At 54.7% G+C, this 15,876-nt stretch carries 14 protein-coding genes; all 14 read left to right on the forward strand.

Going from position 1 to position 15,876, the window contains the following annotated elements; translation table 11 throughout:
* The first annotated feature begins 134 nt into the window (after window positions 1-134).
* The 14 genes from rpsB (at window position 135) to ACFFK0_RS18275 (ending at window position 15,820) form a co-directional block, all read left to right on the forward strand.
* Entirely contained in the window at window positions 135-833 is a 699-nt protein-coding gene (gene rpsB / locus ACFFK0_RS18210) for a 30S ribosomal protein S2 (protein WP_377471729.1), read from the forward strand.
* 110 nt (window positions 834-943) lie between these two features.
* Window positions 944-1,594, forward strand: a complete 651-nt coding sequence (gene tsf / locus ACFFK0_RS18215) for a translation elongation factor Ts (RefSeq protein WP_377471730.1) — start codon at window positions 944-946, stop codon at window positions 1,592-1,594.
* Between the two features lie 94 nt (window positions 1,595-1,688).
* The gene (gene pyrH / locus ACFFK0_RS18220) at window positions 1,689-2,414 is read left to right on the forward strand and encodes a UMP kinase (protein ID WP_377471731.1); all 726 of its coding nucleotides are present in this window, start codon (window positions 1,689-1,691) and stop codon (window positions 2,412-2,414) included.
* A 2-nt stretch (window positions 2,415-2,416) separates the two neighbouring features.
* Complete coding sequence (gene frr / locus ACFFK0_RS18225) at window positions 2,417-2,974, forward strand: ribosome recycling factor (protein ID WP_377471732.1); 558 nt, start codon at window positions 2,417-2,419, stop codon at window positions 2,972-2,974.
* A gap of 3 nt (window positions 2,975-2,977) precedes the next feature.
* The gene (uppS, locus tag ACFFK0_RS18230) at window positions 2,978-3,742 is read left to right on the forward strand and encodes an undecaprenyl pyrophosphate synthase (protein ID WP_377471733.1); all 765 of its coding nucleotides are present in this window, start codon (window positions 2,978-2,980) and stop codon (window positions 3,740-3,742) included.
* A 37-nt stretch (window positions 3,743-3,779) separates the two neighbouring features.
* Window positions 3,780-4,577, forward strand: a complete 798-nt coding sequence (locus tag ACFFK0_RS18235) for a phosphatidate cytidylyltransferase (protein WP_377471734.1) — start codon at window positions 3,780-3,782, stop codon at window positions 4,575-4,577.
* Between the two features lie 34 nt (window positions 4,578-4,611).
* A complete protein-coding gene (locus ACFFK0_RS18240) occupies window positions 4,612-5,754 on the forward strand; it encodes a 1-deoxy-D-xylulose-5-phosphate reductoisomerase (protein ID WP_377471735.1) in 1,143 nt (380 codons plus the stop codon).
* A 203-nt stretch (window positions 5,755-5,957) separates the two neighbouring features.
* Window positions 5,958-7,226, forward strand: coding sequence for an RIP metalloprotease RseP (rseP, locus tag ACFFK0_RS18245; protein WP_377471736.1), 1,269 nt, complete (start codon window positions 5,958-5,960; stop codon window positions 7,224-7,226).
* Window positions 7,227-7,305: 79 nt separating this feature from the next.
* A complete protein-coding gene (gene proS, locus ACFFK0_RS18250) occupies window positions 7,306-8,751 on the forward strand; it encodes a proline--tRNA ligase (protein WP_377471737.1) in 1,446 nt (481 codons plus the stop codon).
* 81 nt (window positions 8,752-8,832) lie between these two features.
* A complete protein-coding gene (locus ACFFK0_RS18255) occupies window positions 8,833-13,146 on the forward strand; it encodes a PolC-type DNA polymerase III (RefSeq protein WP_377471738.1) in 4,314 nt (1,437 codons plus the stop codon).
* 436 nt (window positions 13,147-13,582) lie between these two features.
* The gene (rimP, locus tag ACFFK0_RS18260; protein ID WP_377471739.1) at window positions 13,583-14,050 is read left to right on the forward strand and encodes a ribosome maturation factor RimP; all 468 of its coding nucleotides are present in this window, start codon (window positions 13,583-13,585) and stop codon (window positions 14,048-14,050) included.
* A 38-nt stretch (window positions 14,051-14,088) separates the two neighbouring features.
* On the forward strand, window positions 14,089-15,186 hold the full coding sequence (gene nusA / locus ACFFK0_RS18265; protein ID WP_377471740.1) for a transcription termination factor NusA: 1,098 nt from the start codon (window positions 14,089-14,091) through the stop codon (window positions 15,184-15,186).
* Between the two features lie 30 nt (window positions 15,187-15,216).
* Complete coding sequence (rnpM, locus tag ACFFK0_RS18270) at window positions 15,217-15,528, forward strand: RNase P modulator RnpM (RefSeq protein WP_377471741.1); 312 nt, start codon at window positions 15,217-15,219, stop codon at window positions 15,526-15,528.
* Window positions 15,518-15,820, forward strand: coding sequence for a YlxQ family RNA-binding protein (locus ACFFK0_RS18275; protein WP_377471742.1), 303 nt, complete (start codon window positions 15,518-15,520; stop codon window positions 15,818-15,820). Before rnpM ends, ACFFK0_RS18275 begins: the two co-directional genes overlap by 11 nt.
* The last annotated feature ends 56 nt before the right edge of the window (window positions 15,821-15,876 follow it).

Genomic DNA, 15,876 nt, shown 5'->3' on the forward strand with positions numbered 1-15,876 from the left:
GTCGGTGTTGCAGGTGTTTACAAAAACACACGCCAGGTCAATTCGGATGACGGTGCTCCCGCCGGGAGTTTCATCCGAAGATGCGACTGGCGGAGGCTGGCACGACAAAAAACCATTTGAGGAGGTGCGTGAGGATGGCAGTAATTTCCATGAAACAGCTTCTCGAAGCTGGGGTACACTTCGGTCACCAAACCCGTCGTTGGAACCCTAAGATGGACAAATACATCTTCACCGAAAGAAACGGCATTTATATTATCGACTTGCAGAAGACGGTCAAGAAAGTCGAAGAGGCGTACAACTTCGTTCGCTCCCTTGCGGCTGACAACGGCACGATCTTGTTCGTAGGTACGAAGAAGCAAGCTCAAGATTCCGTTAAAGAAGAAGCTGAGCGCTGCGGCATGTACTTCATCAACCAGCGTTGGCTCGGCGGTACGCTGACGAACTTCAGCACGATCCAGAAGCGGATCGACCGTCTGCACGAGCTTGCTCGTTGGGAAGAAGACGGCACGTTCGACGTTCTTCCGAAGAAGGAAGTTATCATCCTTCGCAAGGAGCAAGAGCGTCTCGAGAAATTCTTGGGCGGTATCAAGAACATGAAGCGTCTGCCAGACGCCCTGTTTATCATCGACCCTCGCAAAGAGCGCATTGCAGTAGCCGAAGCACGCAAGCTCGGTATTCCGATCGTTGGTATCGTTGATACGAACTGCGACCCGGACGAAATCGACTACGTGATTCCAGGCAACGACGATGCGATTCGCGCAGTTAAACTGCTGACAGCAAAAATCGCCGATGCGGTTGTTGAAGCTCACCAAGGCGAGCAAACAACAGCGTAATCGAACTAAATAGTGCAAGCGGAGAAGGGTGGTTGAAGGCGCAAGCCTATCACCGCCCTTTTCCATAAAATAATAATGCGAATCGAAAGAACTCAGGAGGTTCCTTTCCCATGGCTATTTCCGCTAGTGCAGTAAAAGAATTGCGCGAGAAGACAGGCGCAGGTATGCTCGATTGCAAGAAAGCGCTCGAAGAAGCTGGTGGCGACCTGACTAAGGCAGCCGAGCTGCTCCGCGAGAAGGGCTTGGCCGCTGCAGCGAACAAAGCTGGCCGTATTGCAACGGAAGGTCTCGTAGAATCGTACATACATGGCGCCGGCCGGATCGGCGTTCTCGTCGAAGTCAACTGCGAAACGGATTTCGTTGCGAAGACGGAGCAATTCCGCGAATTCGTACGCGACATCGCTATGCAGATTGCAGCAGCAAGCCCTCAATACGTTCGTCGTGAAGAAGTTCCTTCCGAAGCTCTTGAGAAGGAGAAGGAGATTCTCCGTAACCAAGCACTTAACGAAGGCAAGCCAGCCCACATCGTTGACAAGATGGTTGAAGGCCGCATGAGCAAGTTCTACGAGGACGTATGTCTGATGGAGCAAGCTTTCGTGAAAGACCAAGACAAAACAATCAGCACGCTGCTGAACGAGAAAATTGCCGCAATCGGCGAGAACATCTCGATCCGCCGCTTTGTTCGTTTCGAACTGGGCGAAGGTCTCGAGAAGAAGCAAGACAACTTCGTTGAAGAAGTAATGGCGCAAGCCAAGCTGTAAGCCGAATTTCGGCGCAGCTTCTTACATAGGCATCACTCATCGGAACACGCCCGTGTTCCTTTTTTTTAAGTATAAGTATGGGAGGAATCCTTCATTGGAGAAGCCAATCTATAATCGCGTCGTGCTCAAACTTAGCGGGGAAGCTCTCGCCGGCCAAATGGGATACGGCATTGATTCGGAAATGATCAGTTCCATCGCTTCTCAAGTGAAGGAAGTTGTCGATCTGAAGGTCGAAGTTGCGATCGTTGTCGGCGGAGGCAATATTTGGCGGGGAATCGCAGGGAGTGCCAAAGGGATTGACCGGGCTACCGCGGATTACATGGGCATGCTGGCTACCGTGATGAACTCGCTTGCGCTGCAAGATGCTTTGGAAACGATCGGTGTTCCGACCCGGGTACAGTCATCGATTTCCATGCAGCAGGTAGCCGAGCCTTATATTCGACGCAGAGCGATGAGACATCTGGAGAAGGGCCGCGTCGTTATTTTTGCTGCCGGAACGGGCAATCCGTACTTCTCTACCGATACGACAGCGGCACTGAGAGCAGCCGAGATCGAAGCGGAAGTCATTCTCATGGCCAAAAACAAAGTGGACGGCGTATATTCGGCCGATCCGTTCAAGCATAAGGATGCCGTCAAATATGAAACGCTGACGTATTTGGACGTTCTGAACCAAAATCTCGGCGTTATGGATGCAACGGCTTCCTCGCTTTGCATGGACAATAACATCCCGCTTATTGTGTTCTCCATCACCGAGAATGGCAATATCAAACGTGTCGTCCTCGGAGAAAAAATTGGTACCATCGTCAAAGGGAGTGTCTAAACATGCCGCAATCCGTTAAGAAGAACGCCGAAGAGCGTATGAATAAGGCGTTGGACGCGCTTCGCCGCGATTTGACCGCGCTTCGTGCGGGCCGCGCTTCGCCGGCTTTGCTTGACCGTGTTCAAGTGGAATATTACGGCGCTATGACGCCGGTCAATCAGCTCGCGAACATCAATACGCCGGACTCCCGTACGCTGATGATTCAGCCATGGGACAAGTCTTCGATCGGAGCGATCGAGAAGGCGATCTTGAAGTCGGATCTCGGGTTGAACCCGGCCAACGACGGCGTTTCGATCCGAATCGTGCTGCCTGCTCTCACGGAAGAGCGGCGTGCCGAGCTGGTCAAGATGACGAAAAAGTACGGCGAGGAAGCGAAGGTTGCCGTTCGCAACATCCGCCGCGACGCCAACGACGACATTAAGAAAATGGAGAAGACGGCGGGGCTGTCCGAGGACGAGGTTCGCCGCCACCAGGACGATATTCAAAAGTCGACGGATAAATTTATCGCCGAAGTCGACAAGATTCTTGCAGCTAAAGAAAAAGAGATCATGGAAGTGTAATCGATGATCAACCCATTCCGCAAGTGGCTGGGTCGCGATGAGAGAACGGAACTGCCGCCTCTAGACCCCGAAAATATTCCCGAGCACGTTGCCGTCATTATGGACGGCAACGGTCGTTGGGCCCGCAAACGTGGTTTGCCCCGCGTAGCAGGTCATCATTCCGGCATGAAGAATGTAAAGAAGATCGTCATGGCCGCGAACGACCTCGGCGTGAAGGTGTTGACGATGTACGCATTTTCCACCGAGAACTGGGGACGCCCCAAAGACGAAGTCGACTTCCTGATGAAGCTGCCTCAGGAATTTTTTCCGCTGGAAATTGACGAATTGGACGCAAACAACGTGCAGGTTCGGATGACGGGGCTGCGAGACGGCTTGCCCGCCCACACGCTTGAGGCTGTTCAGGGTGCAATTGAGCGAACGAAGAACAATACCGGACTGATTTTGAATTTTGCTCTGAATTACGGCGGCCGCAAAGAGATTATTGCCGGTGTCAAGCAAATCCTGCAAGATGTGCAGGACGGAATACTTCGCGCCGATGATGTGAACGAGGACCGGTTTGCGAAGTATATGCTGACATCCGATCTGCCGGATCCGGATCTGCTGATCCGAACGAGCGGGGAACTGCGGATAAGCAATTTTATGCTTTGGCAGCTTGCCTATACGGAACTTTGGTTTACGGATGATTATTGGCCGGAATTTACCGAGGAGCATTTCCATCAAGCGATCGCCGAGTATCAGCGTCGGGCACGCCGGTATGGCGGAGTGTAACGCTGCAATACTTTATCATCGAGCGGAGGAACATACGTTGAAGCAGCGAATTATGACCGGTGCGATCGCCGGCGCGGTGTTTGTCGCGCTGATCGTTATCGGAGGCTATTGGTATGCAGCACTTATCATGCTACTTTCAATTGTCGGATACTTGGAATATGTGCGCATGATCGGACTGGGCCGTAATTCGCTGACGTCACTGTTCGGACTTGCAGCCGCAGCGGTCATAGCGGCACCATGGAGCCTGTTCGATTGGCTTTCGTTCCCGTATCGAGGAGAATCCGTGCTCTGGCTGCTGTTGTTCGGCCTGCTGGCGTTGACTGTGTGGACTAAAAATCGCATTACTATCGACCAAGCGGCGCTCGTCTTTTTCGGCGTCGTTTATTTAGGCTTTGGCTTTCATTACATGATTGAAACGCGCTTGCATGAACAGGGGTTGTTTTGGACCCTGCTTGTATACGGCTGCATTTGGATCACCGATTCGGCGGCGTATTTTGTCGGTTCCAAGCTGGGTAAACATCCGTTGTGGCCGGCTATCTCTCCAAAGAAATCGGTGGAAGGAGCCGTTGCCGGCGTAGTCGCATCAATCGCAGCAGCCCTGCTGTTTGCGGGGATCCGCCCCGATCTGGTGACAGTATTCCATGCGGTTCAGATCGGACTGGTGATCGGGATTGTCGGTCAGCTGGGCGATCTGATGCAATCCGCTTACAAGCGTGTGAAAGGGATTAAAGATACAGGAGCGATCTTGCCAGGGCACGGCGGTGTGCTGGATCGGGTTGACAGCTGGCTGATCGTGTTTCCGTTCCTGCACGTGACGGGATTGCTTCAGTTATAAAGGTTTGTGCTTACATAAAGGGGCGAATGCCAACATGACCAAACGGATAGCGATTCTCGGTTCAACCGGGTCGATCGGTACGCAGACACTGGACGTCATCTCCCACTATCCCGAGCGGTTCCAAGTAACCGCACTTGCAGGCGGATACAATGTGGAACTGCTTGCCGAGCAAGTGCGGCAATTCCGTCCGAAGCTGGTTTCAGTGGCAACGCGCGAGCTTGCCGAGCAGCTGAAGGCGACGCTGCCGTACAGTCCGCGCATCGTGTACGGTGCGGAAGGCCTCGTGGAATCGGCGGCTGCGTCCGACGCCGATTCGGTCGTTACCGCCGTGGTGGGCAGCCAAGGCTTGCAGCCGACGCTGGCCGCGCTGGAGGCGGGCAAACATATCGCGCTGGCAAACAAAGAGACGCTTGTGTCCGCCGGACACCTCGTGATGTCGCTCGCCAAAGAGCGGGGGCTGTCGATTTTGCCGGTGGACAGCGAGCATTCGGCGATTTTCCAATGTTTGAACGGGGAGCCGCGGGAGCGGATCCGGCGTATTACGCTGACGGCTTCCGGAGGGTCGTTCCGGGACAAAACTCGGGCCGAGCTGGACGGCGTAACTGTCGAACAAGCGCTGAAGCATCCGAACTGGTCGATGGGCGCCAAAATTACGATCGATTCGGCAACGATGGCGAATAAGGGACTCGAAGTGATGGAGGCCCACTGGCTGTATGAGCTGCCTTACGATCGGATTGACGTGCTTATCCATCCGGAGAGCATCATTCATTCGTTCGTCGAATTCGAGGACAGCTCGATCATCGCACAGATGGGGCTGCCCGATATGCGCGTGCCGATCCAATATGCGCTTACGTACCCGGACCGTCTTCCGACGCCCGTCGGTTCACTGAACTTAGCCGAGCTGGGCAAGCTGCATTTTCGCGAGATGGATCAGGAACGTTACCGGATGATGCGGTACGCATACGAGGCCGGCCGGATCGGCGGCACGGCTCCGACGGTATTCAACGCCGCCAACGAAGCGGCGGTTGCCCGGTTCCTGCGCGGCGAAATCTCCTTTCTCCAAATCGAGGAGCTGGTGGAGAGGGCGCTAGAGCGGCATGCCGCGATTTTCAATCCGGGGCTTGAAGCGATCCTTGAAGCGGACGCCTGGGCTCGCGGCGAAGCTTCTCAATCGTAACTCTTATAACGACAGCCGGGAGGCGGCTCTGCCGGGAGCGCTTCCCGGCTTTGCTGTGTCACCGCGTCTATTTCATCCGGTTGTCCCGTATACTGAACCGAGCGGGTTCCGTTTGCTTGTATGAACCTGTCCAAAGATGGTAAGCTTAGTAAAGATATACGAGATTTCGTTGCCGCTTCCGGGAACGATCAGGAGGATGAGAGATGACCATCGAGACGATCCTGAAAATCATACTGCTCTTTTTCGTGCTGGTCTCGATCCACGAATGGGGCCATTTTTATTTTGCCAAGCGGGCGGGCATTCTCGTCAGAGAGTTTGCGATCGGCTTCGGTCCGAAGCTGTTCTCGTATAGACGCGGTGAAACCCGGTACACCCTTCGGCTGCTGCCGATCGGCGGCTTTGTGCGAATGGCGGGAGAGGATCCGGAGGTCATTCAGCTGCAGCCTGGCCAAACGGTGGCGCTGAAGCTGGACAAAGACAAAGTGACGCATATTTTTACCGATCAAATCGAAATGCGCTCCGGGGCGATCATCGGAACGGTCGAGCATGCCGATCTCGAGCGTCAGCTGAACGTTCGACTCGTTGTCGATGGTGAACCGACGAAGCTAGCCGTTCACCCGCAAGCAATGATGGTTTCCAAAGGAAGAGAAGTGCAAATCGCTCCTCTGGACCGCCAGTTCGGTTCGAAGACGGTCGGCCAGCGGGCGCTAGCGATTGTCATGGGGCCGGTAATGAACTTCCTGCTTGCGGTCGTATTGTTCGTTGTCCTGGTCATTATTTCCGGGATTCCGATCAACGTCAAGCTGGATGGAGTGTCGAAAGATTCGGCCGCTGAGAAAGCCGGGCTCAAGGCGGGGGATATCATTTTATCGGTCGATAATCAGCCGATTGGCGACAGCACGGTCAAGCTGCGCGATATGATTGTCGATTCCAAAGGCAAGACTCTTGTTTGGGTTGTTCAGCGTGACGGTCAGGAGAAGCGCATTGAAGTTACGCCGGAGCTGAAAAAGCTGGATAACGGACAGGAAGTGCCGCAGGCCGGCGTGCTGCTCGGTTCCGATAAGCGGTCGGCATCGGCCGGGGAAATCGCGAAAAATTCGTGGACATATTTATCGGAATCGACGGTAGGCATTTTGGATGGGTTCCGCAAAATGGTGATGGGGCAATTCAAGCTGGACGATCTCGGCGGTCCGGTGAAAATCGTGCAGGTAACCGGAGAGATGGCGTCGCAGGGCACGCCTTCGTATTTGTTCTGGGCGGCGCTGTTCAGCTTGTATTTGGGGCTGTTCAACCTGCTGCCGTTCCCGGCGCTGGACGGAAGCCGTCTCGTCTTCCTCGGCATCGAGGCGATCCGCGGCAAGCCGATCGATCCGAATCGCGAAAGCATGGTGCATTTTATCGGATTTGCCATGCTGATGCTCCTGATGGTTGCAGTTACGTACAATGATATTTTAAGCTTAATAAAAGGTTAATTTCGTGTTACAATCGAAGACAGAGTTGGGACGGCCCTTACTATCAGCATGTCCGCAGTTGTCGTCGTAGGAGGATCACATGTCGAACGAGAAGCAAGCAGTCAAAGAAATTACACCGCAGGCCGAAGATTTTTCCAAATGGTATTTGGATGTCATTAAGAAAGCGGACCTGATGAGTTATTCGCCGGTACGCGGCTGTATCGTGTTCAAGCCGGACGGCTATGAAATTTGGGAAAATTGCCAGCGCGAGCTCGACCGCCGGTTCAAAGAAACGGGTCACCGCAACGCCTATTTCCCGCTCTTCATTCCGGAGAGTTTCTTTCAGAAGGAAAAAGAGCACGTCGAGGGCTTCAACCCGGAGCTGCCTTGGGTAACTGAAGCAGGCGGCGAGAAGCTGGAGGAGCGGCTCGCCATCCGTCCGACGTCGGAGACGATGATCGGCCATATGTACGCGGAATGGATCAATTCCTACCGCGACCTGCCGCTGCTCATCAACCAATGGGCGAACGTGGTGCGCTGGGAGAAGCGTACGCTGCCGTTCCTGCGGACAAGCGAGTTCCTGTGGCAAGAGGGGCATACCGCCCACGAAGACGAAGCCGACGCCCGCCGCGAGACGCTGCAGATGCTCGATGTGTACACGGATTTCGTCGAAAATGTTTTGGCGATCCCGGTTATTAAAGGGCAGAAGACGCCTTCGGAGAAGTTTGCCGGTGCCGTCGACACGTATTCCATCGAAGCGATGATGAAGGACGGGAAAGCCGTGCAGGCGGGTACGTCCCACTACATGGGAACGAACTTCGCCGTTGCCTTCGATATTAAATATTTGAACCGTGAAAATAAGCACGAGTTCGCGCATACAACATCATGGGGCGTGAGTACCCGGCTGATCGGCGCGCTGATCATGGTGCACGGCGACGACCGCGGACTTGTAATGCCGCCGAAGGTGGCGCCGACGCAGGTGATCATGATTCCGATCGGACCGCCGAAGACGCGGGAGCAAGTCGTCGGTCGCATCGATGAGCTGTTCGCGGAGCTGAAGAAAGCGGGGGTCCGCGTACGCGTCGACGACCGCGACCAGAGCCCGGGCTGGAAGTTCAACGAGCATGAGATGCGCGGCGTTCCGATTCGCGTCGAGCTCGGACCGCGCGATATGGAGGCCGGACAAGTCGTTCTCGTTTCCCGCGTAACCGGCGAGAAGAAGACGGTTGCCCAGGCGGACTTCGTAAGCGAGGTGCAGGCGCTGCTCGAGCAAATCCATACCGATATGTATGAGAAGGCGAAGACGTTCCTGCATGAGCACATTACTCCGATCGACACGCTGGACGAATTCCGGACGCTGCTCGAGAACAAAGGCGGCTTCGGTCTGGCCGGCTGGTGCGGTTCCGCTGCCTGCGAGGAGCATGTCAAGGAACAAACGAAAGGGACGAGCCGCAACATCCCTTTCGAACCGGCCGTCCGCAAGGAAACCTGTTTTGTATGCGGCGAAGCGGCCAAGCATACGGTCGTGTGGGGACGCTCGTATTAATTTGCGCAACGATTGACGATATGACGGCAAAGAGTGCTTGTGTCTTTGCCTTTTCTTTTTCACAGGGGAGGAAAAACGACGATGAGCAATTTGGCGGAGAAGCGCAGCCGCTTCGAGCAGCTCCTGCTTCAAGCGGACGTGCCGAACGATTTGGCACGGTCCTTTTTCGCAGATGCTTATATTGACCAGGTCATTGTCAGCCGGAAAAATCGGGACTGGCAATTCTCGCTCGTTAATACCGTGCTGGTACCTCAGGATGCGTACCGTACGTTTTGCCGCATCATTCAAGAGAAATTCGCTCATATCGCCCGAATTCGCTTCAAGATCCGGTTTGCCGACGTGGATCCGGGGGCTGTGGTGGAGCAATATTGGAGCATGTTCCTCGAATGGATTCAGCGCGAGCAGCCGACGATTAACGGCTGGCTGACCCGATCTACAATCGAAACGGCAGGGTCTATGGTGACGCTGCGTCTGCTTAACGAAATGGGCATCGAGATGGCGCGCAAGAAGCAGATTGACGATTGGGTGCGCCGGTTTTTCCAGGAATATTTTCACGTTGAGCTTCAAGTCCGTTATGCGTTGAACGAGGCCGGCGACAAGGAAGAGCAGTTCGAGAAGTTCCAGAAGCAAATCGAAGAGGAAGGGCGCAGCTATTCGCAGGAGATGTTATTGGCTGCGCCTGCGGAGGAAGAGATCGAGCTGCCGGAAGGCGAGCTGAAGCTCTTTGTCGGCTACGAAATCAAGGAACCGCCGGTGCCGATCGAGCAAATCAAGGAAGAAGAGAAGAAGATCACGATCCAGGGGACGATCTTCGGTCTTGAATCCAAGGAGCTGCGCAACGGCTCGACGCTGTTTACGTTCTCCCTCACGGATTTCACCGATTCGCTGCAGCTCAAGATGTTCGCCAAGACGAAGGAGGATGTGAAGATTCTCAGCCTGCTGGCGAACGGCAAATGGGTGCGCGTGCGAGGCAAGGTGGAATACGACCGTTTCATGCAGGTGCCGGAGCTCGTCATGATTCCGAACGATTTGACCGAGGTGCTGCCGCCTAAGGATCGCGTCGACGATGCGGCGGAAAAACGTGTCGAATTTCACCTGCATACGTCGATGAGTACGATGGATGCCATCACGTCTGTCGACGAATATATTAAGACGGCGGCCAAATGGGGCCATAAGGCGATAGCCATTACGGATCACAGTGCGGTGCAGGCGTATCCGGAAGCGAACAAGGCGGCGAAGAAGGCCGGCATTAAAGTGATTTACGGACTGGAAGCGAATGTCGTCAATGATGCGGTTCCGATTGTGATGAATGCGCGGGACGAAGAGCTGAAGGAAGCCGAATATGTCATTTTTGACATTGAGACGACCGGTTTATCGGTCATGAACAACAAGATCATCGAGATCGCCGGCGTGCGGATGAAGAACGGCCAGGAAACCGGCCGGTTTGCAACGTTCATTAATCCGCATGAGCGCATTCCTTACAATATCCAGCAGCTGACGAACATTACGGACGATATGGTGAAAGACGCTCCCGAGCTTGCGGACAAGCTTCCGGAATTCGTGGACTTCGTGGGCGATGCCATCCTGGTCGCTCATAACGCCAGGTTCGATATGGGCTTCATTCAAGCGAACTTGAAGCGGCTCGGTTTACCGGAGCTGCCGAATCCTGTGCTTGATACGCTCGAGCTGGCGCGTCTCCTATTCCCGGGGATGAAAAACCATCGTCTGAACACGCTCGCCGACAAATTCAAAGTAAGCTTGGACAATCACCACCGGGCGATTGACGACTCGATTGCGCTCGGCCATGTGCTGTTCCATCTGATCAACGAGAGCGTCGACCGAGACTTCACGAATCTTGCGCGGCTGAACGATAACGTCGGCAAAGATTTGTCGAACCAACGTCCGTTCCATTGCTGCATTTACGCGAAAAATGCTGTCGGAAAGAAAAACTTGTATAAGCTGGTTTCCATCTCGCATACGGAATATTTCAACCGCGTAGCCACGATCCCCCGCAGCAAGCTGGTGGAGCTGCGAGAAGGGCTGCTTGTTATCTCCGGCTGCGAGAAGGGCGAGTTCTTCGAGGCTGTGCTGAACAAATCGCGGGAAGAAGCGGAGCAGGTTGCGGAATTTTACGATGTGCTCGAAATTCAACCGGTGAGCTATAACATGCATCTGGTGGATAAGGGCTTGGTCGGCTCCCGACGGGAGCTGGAAGAGGCCGTTAAGGTAATCGTCGACATCGGACGCAAGCTCGGCAAGCCGGTTATCGCTACGGGGAATGTGCATTACTTGCACCCAAGGCAAAAGATATTCCGCGACATAACGATTCACGGCATAACGGGTTTCTCGCCGCTCAAGGATATGAAGAAGCCGGATGCGCACCTGCGGACGACGAAAGAAATGCTGGAGGAATTTCAATTCCTCGGACCCGAGCTCGCCCACGAGGTGGTCGTGGCCAACACGAGCGCGCTGGCCGATGAATTCGAGGAGCTGCAGCTGTTCCCGAAGAAGCTGTTCTCGCCGATTATCGAGGGCGCCGAGGAAGAGATAGAGAACAAATGCTACACCAGGGCGAAGCAGCTGTACGGCGATCCGCTGCCGGAGCTGATCGTCGAGCGGCTGCAGCGGGAGCTGACGCCGATTATCAACAACGGCTTCTCGGCGAACGTCCTGATTTCCGAGCGTCTTGTGAAGAAATCGAACGCGGACGGCTATATCGTCGGCTCGCGGGGATCCGTAGGCTCATTGTTCGTAGCGAACATGCTCGGCATCTCCGAGGTGAATCCGCTGCCGCCGCACTACTTGTGCTTAAGCTGTCAGCATAACGAATTTTTCACCGACGGTTCGATCGGCTCGGGCTTCGACCTGCCGGACAAAGAGTGTCCTAAGTGCGGTGCAATGATGCTTGGCGACGGTCAAGATATTCCGGCGGAAACGTTCATGGGCTTCACCGGGGAAAAGGTACCGGATATCGACTTGAACTTCTCCGGAGAATATCAGCCCGAAGCGCACAACTATACGAAGGTGCTGTTCGGTGAGCGGAATGTGTTCCGCGCCGGGACGATCGGTACGGTCGCCGAAAAGACGGCTTACGGCTTCGTTAAGAAGTATGAGGAGGACAAGGCCGTCGACAAAAAGTGGCGGGGAGCCGAGCTGAACCGGCTTGCCCAAGGCTGCACCGGCGTGAAACGGTCAACCGGTCAGCACCCGGGCGGTATCGTTGTCGTTCCGGACTACCTCGATGTCGAAGAGATTACGCCGGTGCAGTACCCGGCCGACGATACGAGCGCCGAATGGAAGACGACACACTTTGACTATCACGCCTTTGACGAGAACCTTCTCAAGCTTGATATTCTGGGGCACGACGATCCGACAATGATGCGAATGCTGCAGGATTTGACCGGCGTCGACCCGACAAAGATCAAGATGAACGACCCGAAGGTGATGAGCGTATTCAATTCGACGGATGCGCTCGGCGTAACGCCGGAGCAGATCAGGACGCCGGTGGCGACGTACGGGGTGCCCGAGATGGGAACGAAGTTCGTCCGGCAAATGCTGGAAGAGACGCGCCCGTCGACCTTCGCCGACCTGCTGCAAATTTCCGGTCTATCGCACGGAACGGGGGTTTGGCTCGGCAACGCTCAGGAGCTCATCCGCAAAAACATTTGTACGATTAAGACCGTTATCGGCTGCCGTGACGACATTATGCTCTACCTTATCTACAAGGGCGGACTCGATAAGGCGCTCGCCTTCAAAATTACGGAAAGCGTACGTAAGGGTAAAGGTCTTACCGACGAATGGAAGCAGACGATGAAGGAGCACAATATCCCGGCTTGGTATATCGATTCGTGCGAGAAAATTGAATACATGTTCCCGCGCGCGCACGCCGCCGCTTACGTTACGTCAGCTGTGCGGACCGCGTTCTTCAAGGTTTATTACCCGATTGAGTTTTATGCGACATATTTCTCCGTACGTGCGGCTGACTTCGAGCTCGAGCTCATGTGCCAAGGCTATGATGCCATCTTGGCGCGGCTGATCGAGATCGAAGAGAAGGGCTTCCAGGCGCCGCCGAAGGAGCGGGCGATGATCTCGATTCTCGAGATGGCGCTCGAAATGACGGCGCGCGGCTTCACCTTCAAACCGCTTGACCTGTACCGTTCGCATGCGACGAAGTTCATTGTCGACGGGACATCGCTCATTCCGCCGTTCTCGGCGCTGGCCGGCATCGGCGAGAACGCCGCCAAGAACATCGCCGCAGCCAAGGAGGACGGGGACTTCCTTTCTATTGAGGACTTCCAGAACCGCTCCAAAGCGTCGAAAACAATCATCGAATTGCTGACCCAAATGGGCTGCTTCCGCGGCCTGCCGGAGTCAAACCAACTGTCCTTATTTTAATTTTATCAACCCCGCCGATTCCGGCGGGGCTTTGTATATTCCGCGGGGATAAGAAAAGATGATACCCCGTGTAACCGCCGCTGCATATGCAGCCGGAGCCGTCGCGAAGGTGGAGGATGGCCTGTGGGGGCGGTGAGCGAAGCGCGCGCCTTTACAGGCGGGTTCCAACTGTTAAGCAGTAATTGGCGGAACCCGGCTGTAACGAAGCCGCAGCCCCCACAGGCCGATCCGCAATCGCAGCCTTTGGCGCCCCTAACAGCACGCACCGACCGATTTATTTTTTAAAAATTCCACGTCTTGTCATCACTTTAACGTTTATGGTATAATCTATCTTGGTAATAATGAAGATATCTGCTTCTGATCAATGAGAGTGGGGAAACCCACTCTTACTCTTTTGAATACGGAAGTTTCGGACTGCGAGGGAAAAAGAACGGCGATGAATACCGCAACCATTAAACCAATCGTGGAAGACATGCTGAAGGGATATCTCGACGAGCATCACATCGAGCTGGTCGATATCGAATATGTGAAGGAAGGCAGCAACTGGTTTCTCCGTGTCTATGTCGACAAGGAGGGCGGCATCGACATCGATGATTGCGGCCGTGTCAGCGAATATTTGAGCGCTAAGCTCGATGAGAAGGATCCGATTCCGGACGCTTACTTCCTGGAGGTTTCATCGCCGGGTGCCGAGCGGCCGCTGAAGAAGCCGCAGGACTATGTTAGGGCGGTTGGTCAGAACGTGTTCGTAACGACCTACGAGCCGATCGACGGGAAGAAGGAATTCGAAGGTACGCTTGAAGCTTTTGACGGTGACACGTTAACGGTTCTCCACAGCAAAGGGAAGAAATCGACTGCCGTTCCGCTGGCGAAAGTCGCGAGCGCCCGTCTTGCCATCGTATTTTAATCCAAGGTCAATTTCATGAGAGGGGGAACCCAGTTCAAATGAACACCGATTTTATTGAAGCCCTGTCGGAAATCGAGCGGGAGAAAGGCATCTCGAAGGAACTGCTGATCGACGCCATCGAGGCAGCTATGATCTCCAGCTATAAACGCAATTTCAACACCGCACAGAACGTGCGTGTCGATATTAACCGGCAAACCGGACTTATAAAAGTGTATGCCCGCAAGACGGTCGTGGATGATGTGCTGGATCCGAGAATGGAAATTTCGCTTCATGCAGCGCGCGAGATCAACGGTAACTATCAGCTCGGCGACATTGTCGAGATTGAAGTGACGCCGCGGGATTTCGGGCGCATTGCTGCACAGACGGCCAAACAAGTTGTGACCCAACGCATTCGCGAAGCGGAGCGGGGCCTCATTTACAATGCGTTCGTCGACAAGGAAGAAGATATCGTAACAGGTATCGTGCAGCGTCAAGACCTGCGCAACCTGTACGTCGATCTCGGCAAGGTCGAGGCGGTGCTGCCGCTGACCGAGCTGATGCCGAACGACAAATTCAAGCAAGGCGACCGGGTAAAAGCGTATATTACGAAAGTGGAAAATACGACCAAAGGACCGCAAATCGTGCTTTCCCGAACTCACCCGGGGCTGCTGAAACGCCTGTTCGAGCTGGAAGTCCCGGAAATTTACGACGGTGTCGTCGAGATCCGTTCGGTAGCCCGCGAAGCCGGGTTCCGTTCCAAGATCGCCGTCTATTCGCGTAACGAGGAAGTCGATCCGGTCGGCTCCTGCGTCGGCCCGAAAGGCGTGCGCGTGCAGACGATCGTCAATGAACTGAAGGGCGAGAAAATCGACATCGTCCGCTGGGTGGAGCAGGTCGACGAGTACGTCGCCAACGCGCTCAGCCCGTCCAAGGTCATTGAAGTCGAAGTGCATGAAGCAGATAAGCTGGCGCGCGTTATCGTGCCGGACTACCAGCTGTCGCTGGCGATCGGCATTAAAGGACAGAACGCCAGACTGGCGGCCAAGCTGACCGGCTGGAAGATCGATATCAAGAGCGAGACGCAGGCGGAGCAGGAGTTCGGACGTCCGAAGACGTTCGGCGAAGAGATGCATCAAGATTCCGTCAGCATCGATTAATACGAGACGTAGGAAGGGAGGGGAGGAGCCGTGAGACAACGCAAAATTCCGCTGCGCAAATGCGTGGCCTGCCAGCAAATGATGTCGAAGCGCGAGCTGATTCGCGTCGTTCGCTCGCCGGAGGGGGACATTTCGATCGACCTCAAGGGGAAGAAAGCGGGGCGCGGCGCCTACCTGTGCGGCAAAGCTTCCTGCTTTAAGCTGGCCAAGAAGAGCAGGGCGCTCGACCGAGCTTTGAGCGTTACGGTAGCGCCGGACATTTACGACCAGCTGGAACAGGACTTCATTAAAGTTGAGGACGAGTTTATCGCCGGGAAAGTTGAGAGCAGCGATGAATCATAAATTTTTTAATTATTTAGGATTGGCGATGCGCGCCGGTAAGCTCGTTACCGGAGACGAGACCGTACTTAAGGCCGTTCGTTCCGGTAACGCCAAGCTCGTTATAATGGCCACGGATGCATCAGGCAACATGCAGAAAAAATACCGGGACAAATGCGGCTCCTACCAAGTTCCGCTGCTCGAGTTCGGCAGCCGTGCGGAGCTCGGCTCCTCCATCGGCAAAGACGAACGCGTGCTCCTTGCTGTGACCGATGAAGGTTTCGCCCGCATGCTGCAGACGTGTCAGGCAAAATAGAGGCTCGGAATTAAGCAGGTGTTCTGAGTCTGAATGAGGGGTGAATGAGGCAGAAG

The organism is Paenibacillus chartarius, from assembly GCF_042432825.1.
In the GTDB taxonomy this organism is placed as follows: domain Bacteria; phylum Bacillota; class Bacilli; order Paenibacillales; family NBRC-103111; genus Gordoniibacillus; species Gordoniibacillus chartarius.